Genomic DNA, 22936 nt, shown 5'->3' on the forward strand with positions numbered 1-22936 from the left:
CAACGCCATGCTCGCAGAGAGCCCGGCCCGTGCCGCGCAGGCGATTTTGCTGGCGGCGGGGGCCAATGTCCTCGAAGCGCAGGCGCTGCTCGGGCAGATCCTGCTGGATGGCCAAGGCATAGCGCAGGATCAGCCGTTGGCGCTGCGCTGGTTCGGCATCGCTGCCGGACGCGGCCATCTGATGGCGCGCAACATGCTCGGTCGATGCCATGAGCATGGTTGGGGCTGTGCGGCGGATGCTGCGATTGCTGCGCGGCATTACCGAATCGCCGCCGAGGCCGGGCTGGACTGGGCGATGTATAACCTTGCGAATCTGCTGGCGACCGGGCGTGGTGTCGCCGTGGATCATCTGCAGGCGCTGTCGTTGTATCGGCGCGCGGCTGAACTGGGCCATGCGAAATCGATGAATCTGCTGGGACGCTATCTGGAAGAAGGGCAGGTGTGCCCGGCGGATCCGGTCGCGGCTCGTGACTGGTATCGGCGCTCGGCTGAGGGTGGTGATTTTCGCGGGCAGTTCAGTTATGCGGCGGTGTTGGCGGATGAGGGTCGCATCGATGATGCAGTCATGTGGCTTGAGAAGGCATTGGCCGGCGGTAATCTGAATTTCCTGCGGGTGGCCAGTGAAGCTCTGGCCAGTGCGACCGATCCAAGGATTCAGGCGTTGGCAGCCGAGTACGCTCACCGCTACAAATCACTCCTGTAGGAGCTGCCGCAGGCTGCGATCTTTTGATCTTGATCTTCAAAAAGAAAAATCAAAAGATCGCAGCCTTCGGCAGGTCCTACAGTGGAATGTCAGGCACAAAAAAGCCCATGACAGGTCAAGGGCTTTCGTTGAGTTACAGGCTGATCACACGTAGAACGACTTCAGCGGCGGAAAGCCATTGAACTCTACTGCGCTGTAACTGGTGGTGTAAGCACCGGTCGACAACCAGTACAGGCGATCACCAATCGCCAGGTTCAGTGGCAAACCGTACTTGTAGTTCTCGTACATGATGTCGGCGCTGTCGCAGGTCGGACCGGCGATGACGACTTCTTCCATCTCGCCTTTCTTTTCGGTCCAGATCGGGAACTTGATCGCTTCGTCCATGGTTTCGATCAGGCCGGAAAACTTGCCCACATCCGTGTACACCCAGCGCTCGACGGCGGTGCGCGACTTACGCGCAACCAGCACCACTTCGCTGACCAGAATGCCGGCGTTGGCGATCAGCGAACGGCCCGGCTCGAGAATGATTTCCGGCAAGTCATCACCGAAGTCTTCTTTCAGGAAGCGGATGATTTCTTCGGCGTAGGTTTCCAGGCTGTTGGTGCGGGTGATGTAGTTGGCCGGAAAGCCGCCGCCCATGTTGATCAGCTTGAGGTGGATGCCATCTTCTTCTTTCAGGCGTTCAAAGATCACTTTGACCTTGGCGATCGCTGCGTCCCAAACACTGATGTCGCGCTGTTGCGAGCCAACGTGGAACGAGATGCCGTAAGGCACCAGGCCGAGGTCACGGGCGAGGATCAGCAGGTCCATGGCCATGTCGGTCTGGCAGCCGAATTTGCGCGACAGTGGCCAGTCAGCGGTGGTCGAGCCTTCAGTCAGAATACGTACATAGACTTTCGAACCCGGTGCAGCCTTGGCGATGTTGCGCAGGTCGGCCTCGGAGTCGGTGGAGAACAGACGCACGCCTTTCTCATAGAAGTAGCGGATGTCCTTGGATTTCTTGATGGTGTTGCCGTAGCTGATACGGTCGGCGCTGACGCCGCGATCCATCACTTTGTCCAGCTCATAGATCGAGGCGATGTCGAAGCTCGAACCTTTCTCTTTGAGCAGGTCGATGATCTCGACGGCCGGGTTGGCCTTGACTGCGTAATAGACCTTGGCGAATTCGAAACCGGCGCGCAGGTCATCGTAGGCCTGGCTGATCATCGCGGTGTCGATCACCACGAACGGGGTTTCTTGCTTGTCGGCGAACGCCTTCATTTTGTCAAAAGTGGCGCGCGCGAAATAATCTTCGACGTTGATCGACATGCTGGGAGCTCCTATGGGCAAACGTGTAAAAACAATGGGTGCAAATGAACGTCCTCCGTATCCCCACTTTGGTTCGCCTACTTCCCAAGGCATGTCGCCGAAAGCAAAAAGGCCATGGGGCTCTGCCCTTGGCCTTGCTGTCTCGTCGTCAGTACTTGAGCCGGATGGATCGTTTCCAGCATGGACGTTCGGCGCGAACTTTAGGGGGTGAGGGGCCTGAGATCAACTAAAAATGTCGCGTTTCTGCACGCTTCTGACGTGCGTCGCTTTCAGCACTCTTTGTAGCCGACCGAGATGACGGGCAGATGTTCCCCAGGAATTTTAGAGTGTTAAAAATACCTGCACGTTCGCCGCTTTTGTCAGCGAAGTCGTGGGTAAGTGTGATGGCGACAACATCGGCGACGTTGGCGGCGTGAGGACGGTGTGAGGGGGATTTTGGCTGTTTCGCAGACTGTTTAAGGTCGACTGTGCTGTTCTCAAGTGTTGAGATTCTTTTCCGCCTCATGAGTGAAGAAAAAATCACACGAATCCTGTGGGAGCGAGCCTGCTCGCGAAGGCATTTTCCCAGCCGACATCATCGCCGACTGACATTTTGCTTTCGCGAGCAGGCTCGCTCTCACAGGGTGTGTATTTTTTAGGCGACTACCGCTTCAGCCGGCGAGACGATGCTGGTCTTCATCCCGCGCGAACGACCCGAGCTCAGGTAAGCCGCAATCGACTCCTGCGTCACCTCGCCGAGGAACACCCGCTCGGCATCCATCACCGGCAACCAGGCGCGGTTGAACTCATACATGCGTGACAACAGGATGCGCAGATGCTCGTCGTAGGCCGCCGTCGCGTTGAATTCACGCAGGTACTGCGCACAAGTGCCAGTCTGGCGGTGCAGGTCGCGACGACGCACGTAACCCAGCGCCTTGTTCTCGGCACAGGTGACCACGACATAGCGGCGATCGTGCTCGTCCATCAATTCCAGCGCATCGGCCACCGGGGTTTCCGGGCTCACCGACGGCGCGTTGTCGGCCGCGTCTTCGGCCTTCACCAGTAACAGACGCTTCAACGTGCTGTCCTGACCGACGAAATTGCTCACGAAATCGTCCGCCGGATGCGCCAGCAGGGTGTCCGGGTGGTCGATCTGCAGCAGTTTGCCGGCGCGGAAGATCGCGATCTTGTCGCCGAGTTTGATCGCTTCGTCGATGTCGTGGCTGACCATGATCACAGTCTTGTTCAGCGCGCGTTGCATCTCGAAGAACTCGTTCTGGATCATCTCGCGGTTGATCGGGTCGACTGCGCCGAACGGCTCGTCCATCAGCAGCAGCGGCGCATCCGCCGCCAGTGCGCGGATCACGCCGATCCGTTGCTGCTGGCCACCGGACAACTCACGCGGGTAGCGATGCAGATACTGCTTGGGCTCAAGCTTGATCATGCTCATCAGTTCGCGCGCGCGGTCGTGGCATTTCTGTTTGTCCCAGCCGAGCAGCTTCGGCACGACGACGATGTTCTCCTCGATGGTCATGTTGGGGAACAGACCGATCTGCTGGATCACGTAGCCGATGTTGCGGCGCAGGGTTACTTCGTCGAGGTCGGTGGTGTCTTCGCCGTTGATCAGGATCTTGCCCGAGGTGGGTTTGATCAGGCGGTTGATCATCTTCAGCGTGGTGCTTTTGCCGCAACCCGATGGCCCGAGGAACACACAGATTTCGCCTTCATTGACGGTCAGGCTCACCGAGTCCACGGCTTTGACATCTTTGCCGTTGCTTTGGAAAGTTTTGCTGAGGTTTTGAAGTTCGATCATTTGAGGAGTCCTTTTGGAGTCAACGAGCGTTGCAGCCATTGGAGAATCAGGTCAGCGAAGATAGCCAGAAGACTAACCAGCAGCGCGCCGACGATAAGCATCGACATGTCACTGCGGCTGATTGAAGCGAGGATCAACACACCGAGGCCGCCAGCGCCGATGGTCGCGGCGATGGTCATCACGCCGATGTTCATCACCACGGCCGTGCGCACGCCGGCGAGGATGACGGGCACCGCAATAGGCAACTCAACCATGCGCAGGCGCTGGCCGAACGTCATGCCAATGCCACGTGCAGCTTCACGAATGCCCGGTTCAACGCCGGTCAGGGCGAGGTAGGTGTTGCGCATGATCGGCAGCAGCGAATAAAGAAACACGGCGGTAATCGCTGGCATCGGGCCGAGGCCCTGGCCGAACTTGGAATAGAACGGCAGCAGCAAACCGAACAGGGCAATCGACGGCACGGTCAGCAGCACCGTCGCGCTGGCCTGCAACGGGCCGGCAAGGCTCGGGAAACGCGTCATCAGAATGCCCAGCGGCACGCCAACGACAATCGCCAACGTCACGGCGATACCAACGAGGGTGATGTGCTGCCAGGTCAGGTGCATCACCTGCTGCCAGTCGAGATGGGAAAAGGCGTTCAGGAATTCCATGACTTCTCCTCTCTTAATTCAACGGATGTTGGCGCAGGAAATCGGCGGCAACTTTCGATGGGCTTTCGTGATCGACGTCGACCCGCGCGTTGAGCTGACGCATGGTTTCGTCGTCGAAGAGTTCGGCCAACGGTTTGAGTTGCTCGGCGAGTTTCGGGTGGGCGTCGAGGTAGGCCTGACGTACCACCGGCGCGGCGGTGTAGTCGGGGAAGTAATGCTTGTCGTCTTCCAACAGCTTGAGGCCGAAGGCGTTCAAGCGACCGTCGGTGGTGTAGACCAGCCCGGCAAAGACCTGGCCGTTGCGCAGCGCGGTATAGACCAGGCCCGCGTCCATCTGGCGGATGTTCTTGCGGGTCAGGTTCATGTCGTAGAGCTTGACCATGCCGTCGAGGCCGTCGGAACGGTTGGCGAATTCGGTATCGAGCGCCACCAGATGATTGGTCTTGGCTTCGGCGCGCAGCACTTCGTTCAACTGACTGATGTTGTTGATCTGCGGATATTCCTCGGCGACTTTTTTAGGCAGGGCGAGGGCGTAGGTGTTGCTGAATTTCGACGGCGTCAGCCAGATCAGGCCTTTTTTCGCATCGAGTTCTTTCACCCGTGCGTAGGACTCTGCGCTGTCGAGTTTTTCAGTGACATGGTTGTAGGCCACCAGCGACACGCCGGTGTATTCCCAGAGCATGTCGAGTTGCCCGCTTTCGTGGGCGCTGCGAGCGAGATTGCTGCCCAGACCACCCGTGACTTGGGTGTCGTAGCCTTTGCTGCGCAGGTATTGCGAGGTGATTTCGGCCAGCAGTGTCTGTTCCGTGAAGACTCGCGCACCGATGCGAATCACTGGTTTTTCTGCCGCTTGGGCAATGCCTGCGAACAGCAGGGCACTGCTCAGCATCAGGCCTAGAATCAAGCTGAATCGTTTCATAGGTATTCCTTCGCAAAAGCCTTAAGTCGGGCGCAAACCGCGTTCCAGCCAGAGACGGCTGGCGAGGGTGACCACGCCATCGAGCAGCAAGGCCAGCAGCGCGGTACACGCGGCGCCGAGCAGCAGTTGCGGCTGATTGTTCAGGGCGATGCCGGGGAAAATCAGGCTGCCGAGGCTGTTGGCGCCGATCAGGAACGCCAGCGGCGCGGTACCCACATTGATCGCCAGCGCGACACGCACACCACCGATGATGATCGGTACGGCGTTGGGCAGTTCGACTTGCCACAGCACCTGACGCGGGGTCATGCCGATGCCGACAGCGGCTTCTTTCAGCGAACCCTGGACGTTTTTCAGGCCTTCATAGGTGTTGCGCACAATCGGCAGCAACGAGGCGAGGAATAAAGCGAAGATCGCCGGACCACTGCCGATGCCGAGAATCCCCAGGGCAATCGCGAGTACGGCCAACGGCGGCACGGTGTTACCGATATTGAAGATCTGCATGAAGCGTTCAGCGCGGCCGACCATGGTCGGGCGACTGAGAAAGATACCGGCGGGGATGCCCACGACCAGGGCGGCCAGCATTGAAGCGAGGACGAGAATCAGATGAGCTTGCAGGTAAAACAACAAATCGTCGCGGTAGTGTTCGATCGTGTTGATGCCGATCCAGTGGACCAGCAGGGCCAAGAGCGCGATTACAACCGCACCTCCCATCAGCCCTTTGCCATAGCGGATAGCCACAGGCGGACTCCTTTTTTATAGTCGGCGAGCGCAATCCCGTGTGGCATGCCAAACCTTGGCTGCCGGGAAAAACGTTCGCGAGAAGCAGCTCCCTCAGCACCGGCAAAAAGCGGTCTGAAAGCGAGCCATGAGCGCAGCCTCGTCAGGCTAACTTGCTGATTTTTCAGCCCCTGACGAAATGTCGTAACAGGGGATGGACGTCTCCGAGCTTTAAAAGGTTCCCATCTGAGGCAGCATTTGGCCACCCTTAATGTGCTCAACGGTTCGGTTATTGCACTGACTTGGGCTATAATCGCGGCCCTTTTTTGAATCACCGCCAGGCGATTTCCCATGACCAACCAGGCCGCCGAAGTCGCGAAACGCCGCACTTTCGCCATTATTTCCCACCCCGATGCCGGTAAAACCACGATCACCGAAAAGCTCCTGTTGATGGGCAAGGCGATTGCTGTGGCCGGTACGGTGAAATCCCGTAAATCCGATCGCCATGCGACATCCGACTGGATGGAGATGGAGAAACAACGGGGTATTTCCATTACCACGTCGGTCATGCAGTTCCCGTATCGCGAGCACATGATCAACCTGCTCGACACCCCGGGCCACGAAGACTTCTCCGAAGATACCTATCGCACCCTGACGGCGGTGGACTCGGCATTGATGGTTCTCGACGGCGGTAAAGGTGTCGAGCCACGGACCATCGCGCTGATGGACGTCTGCCGTCTGCGTGACACGCCGATTGTCAGCTTCATCAACAAACTCGACCGTGACATCCGCGACCCGATCGAATTGCTCGACGAGATCGAAGCTGTTCTGAAGATCAAGGCTGCGCCGATCACCTGGCCGATCGGTTGCTACCGCGACTTCAAAGGCGTGTATCACCTGGCCGATGACTACATCATTGTCTACACCGCCGGTCATGGTCACGAACGCACCGAAACCAAGATCATCGAGAAACTCGACTCCGACGAAGCTCGTGCGCATCTGGGTGACGAGTACGAGCGTTTCATCGAGCAGCTTGAACTGGTGCAGGGCGCCTGCCACGAGTTCAACCAGCAGGAGTTCCTCGACGGTCAGCTGACGCCGGTGTTCTTCGGTACGGCATTGGGCAACTTCGGTGTCGATCACGTGCTTGATGCTGTGGTTGATTGGGCGCCGCGTCCGTTGGCCCGTGTGGCCAACGAGCGTACCGTCGAGCCGGTCGAAGAGAAGTTCTCGGGCTTCATCTTCAAGATCCAGGCGAACATGGACCCGAAACACCGCGACCGCATCGCCTTCATGCGTATCTGCTCCGGCAAGTACGAGAAAGGCATGAAGATGCGCCACGTGCGCACCGGCAAGGACGTGCGCATCGGCGACGCCCTGACGTTCTTCTCCTCTGAGCGCGAACAGCTGGAAGAAGCTTTTGCCGGTGACATTATCGGTTTGCACAACCACGGCACCATCCAGATCGGCGACACCTTCAGCGAAGGCGAAACCCTGGGCTTTACCGGCATTCCGCACTTCGCCCCGGAATTGTTCCGTCGTGTGCGTTTGCGTGATCCGCTGAAATCCAAGCAGCTGCGTCAGGGCTTGCAACAGCTGGCCGAGGAGGGCGCCACTCAGGTGTTTTTCCCGGAGCGTAGCAACGACATCATTCTTGGTGCTGTGGGTGTGCTGCAGTTCGATGTGGTCGCTAGCCGCTTGAAAGAGGAATACAAGGTTGAGTGCTCGTATGAGCCGATCACTGTGTATTCCGCGCGCTGGATCGAATGCAGCGACAAGAAGAAGCTTGAGGAGTTTTCCAACAAGGCTGTGGAGAACCTGGCTGTCGACGGTGGTGGTCATCTGACCTATCTTGCGCCGACGCGGGTTAATCTGGCGTTGATGGAAGAGCGTTGGCCGGATGTGAAATTCCGTGCGACGCGTGAGCATCACTAAGCTTTTAGCTGGTTTATCTGAAGCCCCCTAGGTGTAGGCCTTGGGGGCTTTTTTGTTGGTTTGGTTTTGTGTGTATATCCGTTTTTTCGGTGATGGCGGCTTAGGGTTTCGCCCTTACGGCGACTCACTTTTTTTACAAACGCCTAAAAAAAGTAAGCAAAAAAACGCTTGCTCCTACGTTCGGCCCGCTCGCTGAGGCTCGGGGTTCCTTCGCTCCGGGATCGATCCGGGGGGCATCGCCTACGGTTTGCTGCGCTGCACCTCCTCTCGATGTGTTTGGCTGCGCCAAACGGTCGCTGCGCTCCCACCCCCGGATCAATCCCTCCACTCAGCCTTCCGACGTCGCCCGTGAATCAAGATCAAGAGCTGCTGCCGAGCTAACGCTCATCCTGTTGAGTGGTGAGGAGCAGGGGTGATGGGTGTTTTGCTGTTGGTTTTTTGTGGGAGCGAGCCTGCTCGCGATGGCGACCCGCCAGCCGCCCCATGTCTTGCAGGCTGCACCCAATCCCTGTGGGAGCCTGGCTTGCCAGCGATGGCGTCCCGCCAGCCACCTCATTCCTTACAGGCTGCACACGATCCAATTGTAGGAGCGAGCCTGCTCGCGAAGGCGCCCGCCCAGCCGCCCCATTCCCTTCAGGCTGCACCCAATCCCTGTGGGAGCCTGGCTTGCCAGCGATAGCGTCCCGCCAGCCGCCCCATTCCCTTCAGGCTGCACCCAATCCCTGTGGGAGCCTGGCTTGCCAGCGAAAGCGACCTCCCAGCCGCCCCATATCTAGCAGATTGCATACGATCCAATTGTAGGAGCGAGCTTGCTCGCGAAGGCGGCCTGCCAGCCGCCCATATCTAGCAGATTGCATACGATCCAATTGTAGGAGCGAGCCTGCTCGCGAAGGCGGCCTGCCAGCCACCCCATGTCTTGCAGACTCCACCCAACCCCTGTGGGAGCCTGGCTTGCCAGCGATGGCGACCTCCCAGCCGCCTCATATCTAGTAGATTGCATACGATCCAATTGTAGGAGCGAGCCTGCTCGCGAAAGCGGCCTGCCAGCCACCCCATGTCTTGCAGACTGCCCAATCCCTGTTGGAGCCTGGCTTGCCAGCGAAAGCGACCTGCCAGCCGCTCATTTTCCAAATGAATGCACTCGATCCAACTCAGCCCGGCGAAGGCTGCGATCTTTTGGTCTTGAAAAGCAAAGTCAAAAGATCGCAGTCTTCAGCAGTTCCTACAGGGGTTGTAGGGTGGTTCCGATTTTGTGGTTTCAGGCGTTCAGAGGCGCGACAACTGGCGTGTTGATCGTTAGTGTTCCGGTTCACTCAGGCGGCTTCAAGAGGTCAATGGAATGACGAGTCGATTGGCTCATATGCTGCGGATCAACGGTTATTTCGGTGTGATGGCCTGGGTGCTCGCCGCGCTTCTGTTCATTAATCGGCTGAGCAGCATGGTCAAGCTGTTCATGGCGCTGTACCTGCGGCAGGAGTTGGGGCTGGCGATTGAAACGGTCGGCTGGCTGTTGTCCGGTTACGGCGCTGGGCTGCTGGTCGGTTCGATGGTTGGTGGTTTGCTCAGTGACCGTTTTCCGACGGCGCGGCTGACGGCGGCGCTGTTTTTTCTGTCGGCGTGGACTCTGCTGTCATTGGGCTTGACCACCGATATACCGTGGCTCGGCGCGTTGCTGCTGTTCAGCGGTGTACTCGACGGGGCGATTCGAACGCTGCATCAGCGCTTGATCATGGAGTATTGCGAGGTTGCGCAACGCGCTCGCGCACAAGCCCTGAGCCGGGTCGCGCGAAACCTTGGCATGGCCGCCGCTGGCGTTGCCGGCGGGGTGCTGGCGCAGGTTGATTTTCGTTGGGTGTTCTTTGCCAGTGCGGCGCTGACGGTGCTGGCCTTGCTCTGGTTTGTCCGTACGACCTGGCGGCGACCGCTGCTGAGCGTCGAGGCAAAAACCGAAGCCGGTTCAGGCTTGCCTTATCGCGACAAACCTTTCCTCTGGCTGCTGGCCGCGACGGTCGTGCTCGGCATGGCGTTCGACACGGTCTACAGCACGCTCGGCAACTATCTGCGTGATTACTATCGGCTGAGCACCGAAGCCATTGGTTGGCAGTTCGGCATCAATGCGCTGCTGGTGGTTACCCTGCAGATTCCGCTGGCCCATTGGGGCGAACGCTGGAGTGCGCGGGCGCAACTGATGGCCGGCAGTGTGTTGCTGGCCAGCGGGCTGGGCATGTTGCCGTTGGGCAGCTCGCTGCTTTACGTCTGTCTGTCGACGGTAATCTGGACATTGGGCGAGGCGCTGTTCATGCCGCCGTTGAATGTGCTGGTCATGCAGCATGCGCAGGGTGGTAAAAGCGGCCAGTATTTTGGCCTGTTTTTCATGAGCTGGAGCGCAAGTGCGCTGCTGTCGCCGGTAGTCAGTGGTCAGCTGTATGGGCACTTCGGCGGCCACAGCGTGTGGATTGCCAGTGCTGCGCTGGCGTTGTTGACCTTGCCGCTGATCTACTTCGCGACGCGCTCATCAAGCAAGGCCAAGGCACTGATCGCTAGAGACGGCACGAACTCGCTTAGTTGATTCGGTTATAGCGGTTATTCACAAGTGTTCTGGCGAACCCGGGCATTTCCGGGGAGACGTTAGCGTCCTATCTGGTGAACCTCGCTGATCGGAACTAGATTTCATTCAGCGCCGGATCGGCACCCCAGGCTACAACCACGAAAGGATGGAAATGGCTATGAGCATTTTTCAACGCATTGTGCTGTTGCTTAAGGTTTTGGTGATGTTGACGCTTGGCACCACGGCGGCCTGGGCGAGTACCGCCACGCCACCACAAGGATTTAATGCGGCCCACGGCCACGCCGGTGTGATCATGCTGGCCAAGTCGGAATCCGAACCGGGCGATCAGGACCAAGGTGGTAGCAAGGACGACGATGATTCGACCACGGACGAGCCGGACACCGACACCGACCCCGACACCGGCGATGACGACAGCCAGTCGTAAATCCCGCGCAATGGAAAACCCCCTCTTCCCCGGCTGATGCGCAATCGAGGGAGAAGGGGGTATTCAACAAAAAAATCACGGTGTAGGATTTTTCTGTACGGCTTTTCCCCTTCGTTTGTAGTTTCACTCTTCTTTTGCGTGACCACGCGTTTTGCTCTCGACGCTGAAGTCACTATCGATTAGTTTCTAATCCATTGACAAACATTGAAAAAGCAAAGAACCGCAGGCTAGAGCCTCTCGCGTTACTTTCATCGATTCTGGCTCCATTGCTTTATGAGCTTGCGCGAGACGACAATCACGCGTCGATAAGCGCAATAATAAATTACTGCTGCGAATTCAAAATTTAAATGTGTAATAACGTTTCTTGACGACGTGGATCAGCGCGTGATATTCAAGCCGGCGTTGAAACGATATGCGCAATGGATAGCTCATTTTCTTCAAGGTCTCGCACGCAATGGATTGTATTAGTGTAAAAAATTTGTCCAAGACTTACCTGATTAAAGAGCGCTCGGAAGGGCCGCTCGGTTGGCTGACAAGTCTGGTATCTCCCAAGAGCTCCGAAAAGACCGCTGTTGACGATATTTCATTTACTGTCAAACAGGGTGAGGTCGTAGGCTTTCTCGGTCCGAATGGCGCAGGTAAAACCACTACATTGAAAATGCTGTCGGGGCTGCTCTATCCGACTGCCGGACAAATATCGGTTCTCGGCTATAAGCCGCAACTGCGCAGCAAGGAATTTCTCAAATCCATCTCGCTGATCATGGGGCAACGTCAACAGTTGATCTGGGATTTGCCGGCCATGGAAACTTTCCGGCTCAATCAGAAGATATTCGAAATTCCCGATGAGCAGTTCAAACAGACCTATGGCTATCTGGATGAGTTGCTTCAAGTGTCGAAGTTGGCCAGAGCGCCGGTGCGAACCCTGTCACTTGGCGAGAAAATGAAGTGTGAGCTGGTAGCATCATTACTTCATGATCCCAAGGTGCTTTTTCTCGACGAGCCGACTATCGGGCTCGATGTCGGGGTGCAAAAAATAGTTCGTTCATTTATTCAAGACTACAGTCGCGAACGCAATGTAAGCGTGCTGCTTACTTCGCATTACATGCAGGATATTGAAGCCCTTTGTGAGCGAGTCGTTGTCGTTTCCGATGGCAAGATCTCCTTCGATGACACCCTGGAGTCGTTGCGTAAACGCATGTCGGATCACCGCATCATCACTGTGGAATTGTCTGAAAGTGTTATGGCTTCAGCGCTTGGTCGATACGGTCTGGTGCGCTCCGCAGACGGCTTTGTGCATGAGTTGCTGGTGCCGGCTGCCGAGGTTGTGGGAGTCTGTTCGCGGGTTCTGGCCGAGCAGCCGGTCATCGACATTTCGATCGGTGATCCACCGATCGAAGAGGCGCTGCTGAAGCTGTTCATGGCCTCGCAGGCCGACGCCGGGCAGAAGGTCAAGGGTGCGCCCGGGGAGTGTGTCGCGTGAGCCGGTTTGCCTTGAAAGTTGCAGGCGTTGCACGCACAGCCATTCGTCGCAAGGTTGCGCACCGCGCAGAGCTGTTTGTATTGGTACTCGCCTCTTTGGTGCCGTTGTTCATGATGGTCATCTGGATGGGCATTGCAAAGGATGCCGCACTGCAAGGGTTTACCCCGGCAAGGTTTGCCGCTTACTTTGCGCTGGTGTTTCTGGTGGGCGAAATCGTTTCCAGTACGGCTGCTGAAGAAGTAGAGAACGACATCCATTCGGGTGATATTGGCAGTTTTCTCTTAAAACCTTTCAATATTGCTCTCTATTACTTTCTAGGCGAAATGGCTTCGGCGATGGTCAGAGTCATCCCGATATTTTTCCTGGTGGCTGGGGTGTTCGTGTTTTCCGAAGCGGGTAAGTATTTGCACTTGAGCTATCTGCTCCCTGCACTGCTTGGCGTAATACTTGGTTTCGCCATCAACTATTTACTTTATTTTATCGGCGGGCTGGCGGCGTTCTGGTCCGATCAGGCAAGTGCCTTCGATTTGGTGTTGACTTACATGCTTACGCTGTTTGGTGGTGTCCTCGCACCGTTGACGCTTTATCCGGGCTGGATGCAGTCGGTACTTGAGTGGTCACCCTTTCCTTATATTATCAGCTTTCCAATCAGAATCATCATGGGCGAGCTGACAAGCGAACAGTTGGTTAGCGGATTGATCTTTCAGTTTGTGCTGGTTGTTGCACTTTCATTGTTGGCTAATTTTATCTGGGCCAAAGGTGTAAAACGTTATTCGGTGTTCGGATAATGAAGACGCTGAGCGCAGTCAAGGCGCTTCTAACAGCAAGGTTGCAGGCGAATATGAAAGATCGCGTTCCGGTCTTTGTCAGTCTGTTGAATACCGCTCTACTGGGGTTGTCTGTTTACGTTGTCATTGAGATTTTCTTTGGGAATGTCGAGACAATTGGTGGTTGGAATAAACAGCAGTCGATTGTCTTGTATGGTGCATTTATTCTTATTCGCTCTTTTGTACAAATGGTGGTGTTGCCCAACTGTGAGGCCGCCTCGAAGTTGATCATCAGCAAGTCAATTGACACTTACTTGTCCAAACCGATTGATGTTCAAACCATTCTGGCCTTTGGGCAGTTGCGCCTGTGGCATATCTTCGGGGTCCTGCTGGGGCTGGGCCTGATGCTGGGTGGCAGCCACGCGCAAGGGCAACTGACCTTGCAAACGCTCGGCGCTTTCGTGGTCTTCATGGTCTTGGCGTGTGCGCTGGTTTATTCGGTCTGGTTCAGCATTGCCAGCCTGGCGTTCTGGACCAAGAAAACCGGCAACATTTCCCACCTGTTGTTTATGTTTCTGACGACCGGACGGTTTCCATCCGGCGCGTACCCGGAGTGGATCCAGGTCGTGATCATGACTGTAGTCCCTGTCTTTTTCATCATGGAGGTGCCCGCGCAATCAGCAATGGGAATGACGACGGGACGGTCTTTGTCGGGCGCTGTACTGGCGACTCTGGCCTTCTTGCTGTTGTCTCGATTGCTTTGGCATTGGGGGGTCAAGAAATACCTTAGAGAAGGTGCCTGACACTCGGAAACACCGAAATTTAGACCATAAGACATGGATGATATGGACAATTTTCTGGATTTATTCGCCGACCAGGTTCGGCGGGCGCCTGGCGCCATTGCAGCTTCGGATGGCTGCGACAGCCTGAGCTATCACGATCTTGACGAGATATCCGACGGCTTCGCCCGGATGCTGAGTGCGGCATCTGTCAGGCCCGGCGACATTGTTGCCATCGGTCTGGAACGGGGTCTTGGATTTCTGGTTTCGATGATTGGCCTGTTCAAGGCCGGGGCCGCTTATCTGCCGCTGGATCGCACACTGCCGCTCGATCGGCGGGCCTACATGCTGGAGCAATGCAATTGCCGTTACCTGATAACGGAGAACAACAGCCAGTTGCTGTTCGACGGTATTGCTCTTCTGGCCATGCCGGACCGGCTCGAAGAACTCAAGGGTGGGGCGCCGTTCAAGCGCTGCGTATTGAAGGACGACAGCCTTGCTTATGTGATCTTCACCTCCGGCTCCACCGGGATGCCCAAGGGGGCAATGGTCCATCATGCGGGAATGCTCAATCACCTGCTGGCCAAGGTCGAAGACCTGGGGATGCACAAGGCCCCGAACGTGGCGCAAACAGCACCACAGAGTTTCGATATCTCCGTCTGGCAATTCCTCGCGCCGCTCATCTGCGCCGGACGTACGGCAATTCTGACCCGTTCGGAGTTTCTGGATCTGGATCGCCTGGGTGCGCGGATCGTGCACGACGAAATCGATATCCTGCAGGTGGTACCGAGCCATCTGCTGGCCATTCTGGATGCGATCAGTGTGGATGCGCAGAATGCGCGCTTCGATCGTCTTGGCTGCCTGGTCGCTACGGGCGAAGTGCTGCCCGTTTCGCTTGCCCGACGCTGGTTGGCGACCAAACCCAATGTGCCATTGGTCAATGCCTATGGGCCGACTGAGTGCAGTGACGATGTGACCCACCACGTCATCACCCGGATGCCTTCTGCCGATCACGCAATTCCTATCGGGCGGGCGGTACGCGGTGTTCGGCTGGTGGTGCGCGACGCTGACCAGGTGGCGCTGCCCGTGGGTGAGGTCGGGGAGCTCTACGTCGAAGGGATCGCGGTGGGGCTGGGCTACATCGGTCGCCCCGACCTGACCGCCAAGGCGTTTGTCATTGCCGACGGTCAGCGAGCCTACAAGACCGGCGACCTCGTCAGTTGTGATGAAGAGGGTGTCTTTCACTATCACGGTCGAACCGATGATCAGGTCAAGGTGCGAGGCCACCGGATCGAGCTGAGTGAGGTCGAATTCGGCATCCTGCGTTTGTCTTACATCAAACAGGCGGCAGTGGTGCTCAACACTTCGCACACTCGAGCCTTTCTGACAGCTTTCCTCGTCGAGCAAGAGGGCATCGCAACCGATCTCGACACGCTGCGTCTCGATTTGCGCGAGCTATTGCCGGAACACATGATTCCATCCGAGTTTCGCGTTCAGTCGTCTCTGCCCGAGACGCCCAATGGCAAGATCGACAAGAAAAAACTCACGGCCATCGCCAATCAGACACCGCCCCCCGACACCTTACAAAACGTTGCGGCAACGGCGTCTGGCGGCGGACAGGAACTGCTCGAGACCTGGCGTGATTTGCTGCGTAACCCGACGTTGCAGCCCACCGACGATGTTTTCAGACAGGGTGCCGATTCGATTCTCGCCTTGCAGTTCATTGCACGGGCAAAGGCCTTGGGACAAGCCTTCACGTTGGGCGATATCTTCCGGAACCCGTCCACGCTCGGGCTGCTCAAGGTGGCGAGGGCCCAGACCGGCAACCCAGTTGCCGGGGGCGTAAAACATCCGGACCCGCAACAGACGCAGGGTGATTCATCATCGTTCAAACCGGTTTCGCCGGCACAGAAGGGTATTTACGTTCAGTCGCTGCGAGCCCGTCATCGCACCACTTACGTTCTGCAGTTTTCGTTCCGTATGGTGCTGCCCGATGGCAGCGCCGCGCTGGAAGAGGGCTGGCGCAAGGCTCATCAACATCATGAACTGTTGCGTAGCGCGTTCGTTCTGGCGCCGTCAGGCCAGCCGGTGCGCGTCGTTGCCGAGGACGCTCCACTGAGATGGTCGCGGACCAGTCTTCTGCACCTCGATCAAGTGCAGCAGCGCCAGTACATGGCAGACTTCCTCATAGAGGACAAACAAAGCGGTTTCGAGCTGGATCAGCCCGCGCTGTATCGATTGCACCTGTTCCATCTGGGGGGCAACAACTATCAGTTTGTCCTCAGTGCGCATCATCTCGTGCTTGATGGTGCTTCGATCTTTTCGCTGATGAGCGAAGTCTTCTCGGATTCGCCGGCGGCGCCGGATGCATTTGCAACCTATATCGACGGTCATGAAAAATTCCACCTGCAACCGCAGGACCAACAGCTCTGGTCGGATCTCCTCAAGCCTTTCGAGGTGCCGGTCTGCGTAGCCGACAAGATTGCCGAGCCTTCCTTGAAACCGGTGGAACATCAACTCTTCGAAAGACGTCTGTCCACGACTCTTGAACAAGCCATCGTGCGTTTGTGTGGCCGGGCCGGGGTCACGATTGCTTCTGTTGCGGCAACGGCCTGGGCCATGGCGCTCAATGCAGTAAACGGCGGGCAGCACCAGTTGTTCGGAATGATCGTCTCGGGGCGCGCCGACACCGGGGTTGGCCTGGATGACATCGGGATGTACGCCAATACCTTGCCGATGCCCTTGGCACTGGCGGCGGCGCAGAGCCCCGAGGTCAGCCTGCAAGCCGTCAGTGGACGCATTGCCGAGTTGCTTCGCTTCGAATCGATTTCCATGAACGATACGTTGTTCAGTACGCGTTCGCGTTTTGCCAATGGCGCTTTTGATACGGTGCTCAACGTCGAGACGCTGGCAAACTGGGCTGCGCTGGAGGCCCCCGGCGTCACGGTCGAACTCGCGCAGGTGACGGACCTCACCGAGTTTGCCTTTGCCGTTGAAGTCCTCAGTACCGACGATGGCATCACTGTCGATTTCATTCGCGATCCCGAGCATGTCTCCAGAGAGCGGGCAGAGGCGCTGTGTGAACATTTCCTCAGTGCACTGACGTATATCTGTGAAGCACAGCGCCCCATGCAGGAGTGGCAGTACTGGCAAGGCGTTCCTGTGGTCGGAGATGACGCAGCGGCTGCGAAAGATCTGCCCCCGGCTTCCTCGCAACACACGCCTTTCGACACACGGGTGTTGGCTGCCACGCGTGCGATCATTGGCAGTGACACGATTACCCTGAAACAGAATTTCTTCTCTTCAGGCGGTGACTCGATCAGCGCGCTGCAACTCATTGCACGTCTGAGAAGCGAGGGGATGACGATTGATCTTGATCGCATCTTTGCCAGTCGATCACTATCTGAAATTGCACAGGCCGTGCGGCCGCTGCACAGTGCGGCCTGCGGGGAAAACCATCCGCCGACCGGCGCAACTGTGCTGGTGCCGGTACAGCGCTGGTTTGCCGAACAGCAACTGGTCAATGCTGCCCATTGGTGTCTCGGCACAGCGATCGAGATTCACCGTCCCGTTGCAGCCGACACCTTGCTAATGGCGACTCGCGAGATACTGGAGCGCTATCCGGTACTGAGTGCGCAGTTCAAAGTCGATCAAGGATACGCCCAGACCATTCCGGTCAGTCCGGGTGATGCGCAGTCGAGTTGCAGGACAGTGCAACTGACTGCACCGATCGATCAATCGCTGGGGCGTGTCCGGGCCGTGCTGGATGAGTCCCTGTCCGGTCTCGACCTCGAACAGGGTGATCTGTTTCGCGCGCTGCTGTTCCGCACCCCGGATCCCGATGCCAGTCTGCTGGTGCTGGTGGCGCATCACCTGGTGGTCGATGCGGTGTCCCTGCGCATTCTCGTCGAGGATTACCTGCACCTCTGTGCAGGCACTGCGGTGCCTGCACAGGTCACCTCGTTTCGTGGTTGGGCGCAGCAGCTGGCGAGTGACGGACAGGCCTTCAAGAGCGATGTTCTGGCGCAGACTGCCTACTGGTCACGGGTCATCGAAAGGATTCCGGCCGCGATACCTTTTGACTTGAACCGGCGAGCGTCAGGTCGCACCGCAATACTGTCCCGGGGCCTGAGCAGTGCAGCGACCAGCGCACTGATCCGGGAGGTGCCTGCTGCTTACAACACCCGCATCAATGACATCCTGATCTCGGCACTGGTCCGGGCGTTTTCCGCCTGGCGTGCGAGTCCGGACATTGCAATCAACCTCGAAGGACATGGTCGCGAAAGCATCCTGGAAGGCGTCGACGTATCTCGCACGGTCGGCTGGTTCACGTCGGTGTTCCCGGTGTGCCTACATGATCCTCAAGAGGGGCTTGGGAGCCTGATTCAGGCAACCAAGCGCACACTCGCGGACATCCCGCAACGAGGTGTGGGGTATGGGTTACTGCGTTATCTGTTTAATGAGTCCCGGGTGATTCCTGCTGCCGAACCCATGGTGCAGTTCAACTACCTCGGGCAGTGGGACAACGTGTCGTTTGACGATCCGGATGTGTCGATGCCATCTGCCCAGGTCTTGAGTCTGGTCGATCAGGTGTCGGTAGATGCGCGTAACGGACGCCAGCATGCACTGGAGATCGAGGCACGGATTGCCCAGGGGCGATTTGAAATCGACTGGTATTTCGACGACGGTATCCTGTCCCCGCAGGAGGCCGAAAATCTTGCGACACACTACGTCGATGCACTGACGGAAATCATTGAGCATTGCACAGCAGGCGCCGTGGTACGCGTGCCCGGCGACTATCCGGATGTCGATCTGACTGATGATGAGTTGCAGTCGCTGATTGCCAGCGCCGGAGCCATACCGGTGGATATCTACCCCTTGTCGCCGACGCAAGAGGGGATCCTGTTCCAGCACCTGATGAGCGATGACGACACCTATACCCTGCAGTACGTCATGGACATCAACGGCGAGGTCGACATAAGCGTGCTGGAAGCGGCTTGGCAATTGCTGGCCGAGCGGCATCCGATCCTGCGCACGGGGTTCTTCTGGGATGCGGTGGCGGGCCCGGTGCAATACGTGGTGCAAGAAGCAACTTGCAGCTGGCAGGTCATTGCACAGGGAGGCGGGGCGACGGAGCATGAGCGCCTGATGCACGACGATCGCTCGCGAATCTTTGATCTGGCGACACCCGCGCTGACCCGCTTCACGTTGCTGTCCCGGGATTCGCAGAACCACAAGTTGATCTGGACCTATCATCACATCCTTCTGGATGGCTGGTGTGTGGCCAAGGTCATCAAGGAGCTGTTTGCCCTCTACGATCAGATGATCTGCGGCGTTCAGCCCGAGCCGGTGTTCAGTCATGTCTATCGCGATTACATCGAGTGGCTGGCCAATCAGCACGAACGGCAGACGCGTCCGTTCTGGCGACGCTATCTGGCGGGCGTCAGCCCCACTCTGTTCTCCAGTCCGGTTGCCTATCAGCCGTCCTCGCCTGCGGATCATAACGTCTACCGCTTCAACCTCGGGCGCGACCTGTCGGGCGGCATCGAGCGTTTCTGCAGCGGGCTGGGTGTGACTGTAGCGGTGCTATTCCAGCGTATCTGGGCGCAGATCCTGGCAGAAAACACGCAAAGTCTCGCGCCGGTTTTCGGCTGGGCGATTTCGGGACGGCCTGCAGATCTTGAGGGCTCGCAAGACATCATCGGACTCATGACCTCAATCGTCCCGTGCAAGGTTGATGTACAGGCGCCGCTCTCTGCCGATGCTCTTCGGCAGTTGCAGCGCAGCAGTGCAGCGCTGCAGGACGAAGGCCATATATCGATGAGTCATTTCCAGAGTGCTGCCGGCCTTGGCCAGGAGGCATTGTTCAATACCGTTCTGGTGGTCGAGAACTTCGAGCTTCAGGACAACCTGCCGGTCGGTGATCGCTACCGGCTCAGCAATCTGCAGTGGGTCGAGAAGTCAGAGTTTCCTTTGGTGCTCGGTCTGGTTCCGGCAGATGATTTTCTGATCGAACTCAACTTCAACCCCGAAAAGTTCTGTGTTGCGCAAATGGCCGATCTTAAACAACGGATTGTTTTCCATGCGCGTCGAATGTCTTCTCTTGGAAATGGATACCTCGAGCATGATGCAAATTTACAGTGCGAATCAGTATCACAAGCTGGATAACTTTATTGGTGATGTACCGGTCTACCTGAAGATAGAAGGGTTGAATCCGGCCGGGTCGATAAAACTCAAGACTGCAATCTCGCTGATTGAGGAGAGTGAGCGCCTGGGGCTGCTTTCGCCCGGGCGAAAAGTTATCGAGTCCAGCTCGGGAAACCTCGGTGTCGCGTTATCGATGATCTGTGCGCAGCGCGGTTATCCGTTTACCTGCATAACCGATCCCAACGTCAATCAGGTCAGTGTCAACCTGATGAAGGCTTATGGGGCCGAAGTCATTGTTTGCGACACCCGCGATCGCAACGGCGGTTTTCTCGGTGCGCGCATTGCTCTGATTCAGGAAATGATCCGTCAGGATCCGAGGTATTTCTGGACCAATCAGTACGCCAACCCGGCCAATCCGCTGGCGCACTACAACAGGACTGCGCCGGAAATCCTGCGGCAGCATCCCAACTGCAAGTGGCTGTTTGTCGGTGCTGGCACCACCGGAACACTTGTCGGCTGCGCACAATATCTGCGTGAACATGCGCCGGACGTAAAGCTGATTGCTGTCGATACCGTAGGGTCGATCAACTTTCAGGAAGTGCCCAAGAAACGCCTGATTCCCGGTTTGGGAACGAGTCGGCGCCCGGAAATTCTCGATCGGGATCTGGTCGGGCATATCGAGTTCGTTGATGAAGTCGAGACGATCCGCATGTGCCGTAGTGTCGCGCTGGATTACGGCCTGCTGGTAGGTGGTTCCACGGGCACCGTTCTGGTCGCGCTCAAACGCCTGTGGAAACAGATTCCAGCGGGCGACGAAGTTGTCGTGATCAGTCCCGATATGGGCGAACGGTATCTCGAAACGATCTATTCGGATAAGTGGTGTGACGCCAACTTTGGCAGCCAGATGTATCAACACGCGATGGTGGGTTGAGTCTCGGCGGTGCGTTGGTTGATGTTTTTTCAGAGCGGAAGGAACCTAGCTTGTCACTACTACAATTTCCCCCAGGCAATATCGCGCAAACCCAGATCTTTCTCGATCAATGGATCCGCGTCAGCCACGATCTCAAGGATGCACCGGCTATAGAAGAGGGTGGTGTTTCTTATACCTACGGCGAAGTGGACGCAGACAGTCAGCGGATCGCTGCCTATCTGGCACACAACGCGATGGGTGCCGGCGCGATAGTTGCCATTGGTTGTCCGCGCGGCAAGGATCTGCTGGTGGCCTTGCTGGGCGTCATGAAGAGTGGCGCAGCCTTCGTCCTCTTGGACCTGGACGCCGCGCCAGCGCGCTTGTCCGTGCAGCTGGACGCTGCCACTGCGAAGCTGGTTCTGGTCCCTGACGGGTACAGGGTCGGCGATAATCGCGCTCTGGCTGCTGAAAAGGTTGTGACGCTCGGTCAGGTCCGCGATGCCGCGCAGTCCCTGCACTTCGAGCAACCGCGGATAACGCCACAAGACCTGGCGTACGTCATCTTCACTTCGGGCTCTACCGGGCAACCGAAAGGGGTACTGGTTTCACACCGGGGCATCCCGAACCTTGCGCGTCATGCTCTACCGTATGGCATCACGCAGGGCAGTCGGGTGTTGATGTTTTCTCCTGTCTGTTTCGACGCGATCATCGCCGAAATCGTCATGACTTTGTCTGCCGGCGGCTGTCTGGTCGCGGCGAGCGACCATGAGCTGCGAGACTTCGACTGCCTGCAAGACCTGCTGTGCAATCGTCGGATCGACGTCGCCACGTTGCCGCCATCATTGGTGTCGCTGCTGCCGGCCGAGCTGCCGATCAGCCTGAGTACATTGATCGTGGCCGGCGAGAGGTGCAGTAAGCAAGTGATTGCAAACTGGGCGGGCAGAATCCGTCTGATCAACGCCTACGGACCTTCCGAAGCAACAGTCGCGACAACGGTCAAGCTGTGCGAGCTCGAGACCTCACCAGCGAATATTGGCCAGGCAATTTCCAACGTCACCGTGCGCTTGCTTGACGAGACGCTGGAAGAAGTACCGGACGGCGAACTCGGCGAGATCTACATCAGCGGGGTGAGTGTTGCCTTGGGCTATCTGGACAATCCGGACTTGAGCGATGCACGGTTTGTCCGTGGCCTGGACGGTGATGACAGCCTGAGCTTTCGCACTGGCGATTTCGCCAGGCGCGATGTGAACGCAGACATCCTGTTCGAGGGCCGCAAGGACGATCTGGTCAAGATCAACGGAAATCGCGTCGAGCTTGCGGAAATCGAGGCCTGCACCATGGCGACGCGGCGAATTCGAAGTTGCCATGCCTGTTGCGTCGATGCTGACACCGTGGGTGTGAAAATCGCGCTTTTTGTGACCCCGGCGGACAAGGTTGACGGCACGCAGCTGGAAGCTGAGCTGAGGGCTAGAATCAGTGCCGAGTTGCCAATTTACTTCATGCCGGCGCGTATCCTCGTTCTGGATGAGCTACCGCGCAATCCGGCCGGCAAAGTCGATCGGGCAGCGTTGATCGCGCGGTTGGGCGAGTTGACCGAGGAAGGTGGAATTGTCGAGGCAATGAGCCCTCAGGAGGAATCCCTGGCGTTGATCTGGGCGCAGATTCTCGGTCGCCCGATCGATAACCGTGAGGCGAACTTCTTTGCATTGGGCGGCAACTCTCTTCTGGCGATGCGTCTCGTCGCTCTGATGAAACGCAGTGGTATTCAGATCAATCTCAAGCGCGTGTTTGGCGCTCCCACGCTGGCGCAAATGGCCTGTCTGATCAAGGAGTAGG

15 protein-coding genes are annotated in these 22936 nt (G+C 57.4%); 10 read left to right on the forward strand and 5 right to left on the reverse strand.

The genetic code is table 11. The features are described 5' to 3' along the window. Positions 1–7 precede the first annotated feature (7 nt). Positions 8–703: a tetratricopeptide repeat protein gene (locus JFT91_RS24115; protein WP_201234314.1), complete on the forward strand. Its 696-nt coding sequence runs from the start codon at positions 8–10 to the stop codon at positions 701–703. Positions 704–847: 144 nt separating this feature from the next. Here JFT91_RS24115 and JFT91_RS24120 read toward each other — a convergent pair whose 3' ends face one another. The 5 genes from JFT91_RS24120 to JFT91_RS24140 all read right to left on the reverse strand — a co-directional run bounded on the left by JFT91_RS24120 (position 848) and on the right by JFT91_RS24140 (position 6083). Then, positions 848–2011, reverse strand: a complete 1164-nt coding sequence (locus JFT91_RS24120) for a type III PLP-dependent enzyme (protein ID WP_010213203.1) — start codon at positions 2009–2011, stop codon at positions 848–850. A 634-nt stretch (positions 2012–2645) separates the two neighbouring features. Continuing rightward, complete coding sequence (locus tag JFT91_RS24125; protein ID WP_166220496.1) at positions 2646–3803, reverse strand: osmoprotectant ABC transporter ATP-binding protein OsmV; 1158 nt, start codon at positions 3801–3803, stop codon at positions 2646–2648. Then, entirely contained in the window at positions 3800–4453 is a 654-nt protein-coding gene (locus JFT91_RS24130) for an ABC transporter permease (RefSeq protein WP_201147488.1), read from the reverse strand. The genes JFT91_RS24125 and JFT91_RS24130 overlap by 4 nt, the downstream gene beginning before the upstream one ends. A gap of 13 nt (positions 4454–4466) precedes the next feature. After that, positions 4467–5372 (reverse strand): glycine betaine ABC transporter substrate-binding protein, encoded by a 906-nt coding sequence (locus tag JFT91_RS24135; protein WP_201227999.1) that lies wholly within the window; start codon positions 5370–5372, stop codon positions 4467–4469. A 21-nt stretch (positions 5373–5393) separates the two neighbouring features. Beyond that, positions 5394–6083 (reverse strand): ABC transporter permease, encoded by a 690-nt coding sequence (locus JFT91_RS24140; RefSeq protein ID WP_201228108.1) that lies wholly within the window; start codon positions 6081–6083, stop codon positions 5394–5396. Positions 6084–6440: 357 nt separating this feature from the next. Here JFT91_RS24140 and JFT91_RS24145 point away from each other — a divergent pair, with 357 nt between their 5' ends. The 9 genes from JFT91_RS24145 to JFT91_RS24185 all read left to right on the forward strand — a co-directional run bounded on the left by JFT91_RS24145 (position 6441) and on the right by JFT91_RS24185 (position 22935). Beyond that, positions 6441–8024, forward strand: coding sequence for a peptide chain release factor 3 (locus JFT91_RS24145; protein WP_007915312.1), 1584 nt, complete (start codon positions 6441–6443; stop codon positions 8022–8024). Between the two features lie 1339 nt (positions 8025–9363). After that, positions 9364–10593 (forward strand): MFS transporter, encoded by a 1230-nt coding sequence (locus tag JFT91_RS24150; RefSeq protein WP_201234103.1) that lies wholly within the window; start codon positions 9364–9366, stop codon positions 10591–10593. Between the two features lie 157 nt (positions 10594–10750). Continuing rightward, positions 10751–11017 carry a hypothetical protein gene (locus tag JFT91_RS24155; RefSeq protein WP_201234104.1) on the forward strand — a complete coding sequence of 89 codons (267 nt, stop codon included), beginning with the start codon at positions 10751–10753 and terminating at the stop codon, positions 11015–11017. 478 nt (positions 11018–11495) lie between these two features. Then, positions 11496–12497 carry an ABC transporter ATP-binding protein gene (locus tag JFT91_RS24160; protein WP_242489359.1) on the forward strand — a complete coding sequence of 334 codons (1002 nt, stop codon included), beginning with the start codon at positions 11496–11498 and terminating at the stop codon, positions 12495–12497. After that, the gene (locus tag JFT91_RS24165) at positions 12494–13285 is read left to right on the forward strand and encodes an ABC-2 family transporter protein (RefSeq protein ID WP_201234106.1); all 792 of its coding nucleotides are present in this window, start codon (positions 12494–12496) and stop codon (positions 13283–13285) included. Before JFT91_RS24160 ends, JFT91_RS24165 begins: the two co-directional genes overlap by 4 nt. Beyond that, positions 13285–14067, forward strand: coding sequence for an ABC transporter permease (locus JFT91_RS24170; protein ID WP_201234107.1), 783 nt, complete (start codon positions 13285–13287; stop codon positions 14065–14067). Before JFT91_RS24165 ends, JFT91_RS24170 begins: the two co-directional genes overlap by 1 nt. Positions 14068–14100: 33 nt before the next feature. Then, a complete protein-coding gene (locus tag JFT91_RS24175; RefSeq protein ID WP_201234108.1) occupies positions 14101–20211 on the forward strand; it encodes a non-ribosomal peptide synthetase in 6111 nt (2036 codons plus the stop codon). After that, the gene (gene sbnA / locus JFT91_RS24180) at positions 20126–21121 is read left to right on the forward strand and encodes a 2,3-diaminopropionate biosynthesis protein SbnA (protein WP_242489360.1); all 996 of its coding nucleotides are present in this window, start codon (positions 20126–20128) and stop codon (positions 21119–21121) included. Before JFT91_RS24175 ends, sbnA begins: the two co-directional genes overlap by 86 nt. Further along, positions 21118–22935, forward strand: coding sequence for a non-ribosomal peptide synthetase (locus JFT91_RS24185; RefSeq protein WP_201234109.1), 1818 nt, complete (start codon positions 21118–21120; stop codon positions 22933–22935). Before sbnA ends, JFT91_RS24185 begins: the two co-directional genes overlap by 4 nt. Position 22936 lies beyond the last annotated feature (1 nt).

It is taken from the genome of Pseudomonas sp. TH08 (assembly GCF_016651275.1).
Classification (GTDB): Bacteria; Pseudomonadota; Gammaproteobacteria; order Pseudomonadales; family Pseudomonadaceae; genus Aquipseudomonas.

Excerpts from the sequence above, each read along its gene's own strand:
- JFT91_RS24115 (WP_201234314.1), top strand. The coding sequence starts at position 8 with ATGCTCGCAGAGAGCCCGGCCCGTGCCGCGCAGGCGATTTTGCTGGCG.
- JFT91_RS24120 (WP_010213203.1), bottom strand. The coding sequence starts at position 2,011 with ATGTCGATCAACGTCGAAGATTATTTCGCGCGCGCCACTTTTGACAAA.
- JFT91_RS24125 (WP_166220496.1), bottom strand. The coding sequence starts at position 3,803 with ATGATCGAACTTCAAAACCTCAGCAAAACTTTCCAAAGCAACGGCAAA.
- JFT91_RS24130 (WP_201147488.1), bottom strand. The coding sequence starts at position 4,453 with ATGGAATTCCTGAACGCCTTTTCCCATCTCGACTGGCAGCAGGTGATG.
- JFT91_RS24135 (WP_201227999.1), bottom strand. The coding sequence starts at position 5,372 with ATGAAACGATTCAGCTTGATTCTAGGCCTGATGCTGAGCAGTGCCCTG.
- JFT91_RS24140 (WP_201228108.1), bottom strand. The coding sequence starts at position 6,083 with ATGGGAGGTGCGGTTGTAATCGCGCTCTTGGCCCTGCTGGTCCACTGG.
- JFT91_RS24145 (WP_007915312.1), top strand. The coding sequence starts at position 6,441 with ATGACCAACCAGGCCGCCGAAGTCGCGAAACGCCGCACTTTCGCCATT.
- JFT91_RS24150 (WP_201234103.1), top strand. The coding sequence starts at position 9,364 with ATGACGAGTCGATTGGCTCATATGCTGCGGATCAACGGTTATTTCGGT.
- JFT91_RS24155 (WP_201234104.1), top strand. The coding sequence starts at position 10,751 with ATGAGCATTTTTCAACGCATTGTGCTGTTGCTTAAGGTTTTGGTGATG.
- JFT91_RS24170 (WP_201234107.1), top strand. The coding sequence starts at position 13,285 with ATGAAGACGCTGAGCGCAGTCAAGGCGCTTCTAACAGCAAGGTTGCAG.
- JFT91_RS24175 (WP_201234108.1), top strand. The coding sequence starts at position 14,101 with ATGGATGATATGGACAATTTTCTGGATTTATTCGCCGACCAGGTTCGG.
- sbnA (WP_242489360.1), top strand. The coding sequence starts at position 20,126 with ATGCGCGTCGAATGTCTTCTCTTGGAAATGGATACCTCGAGCATGATG.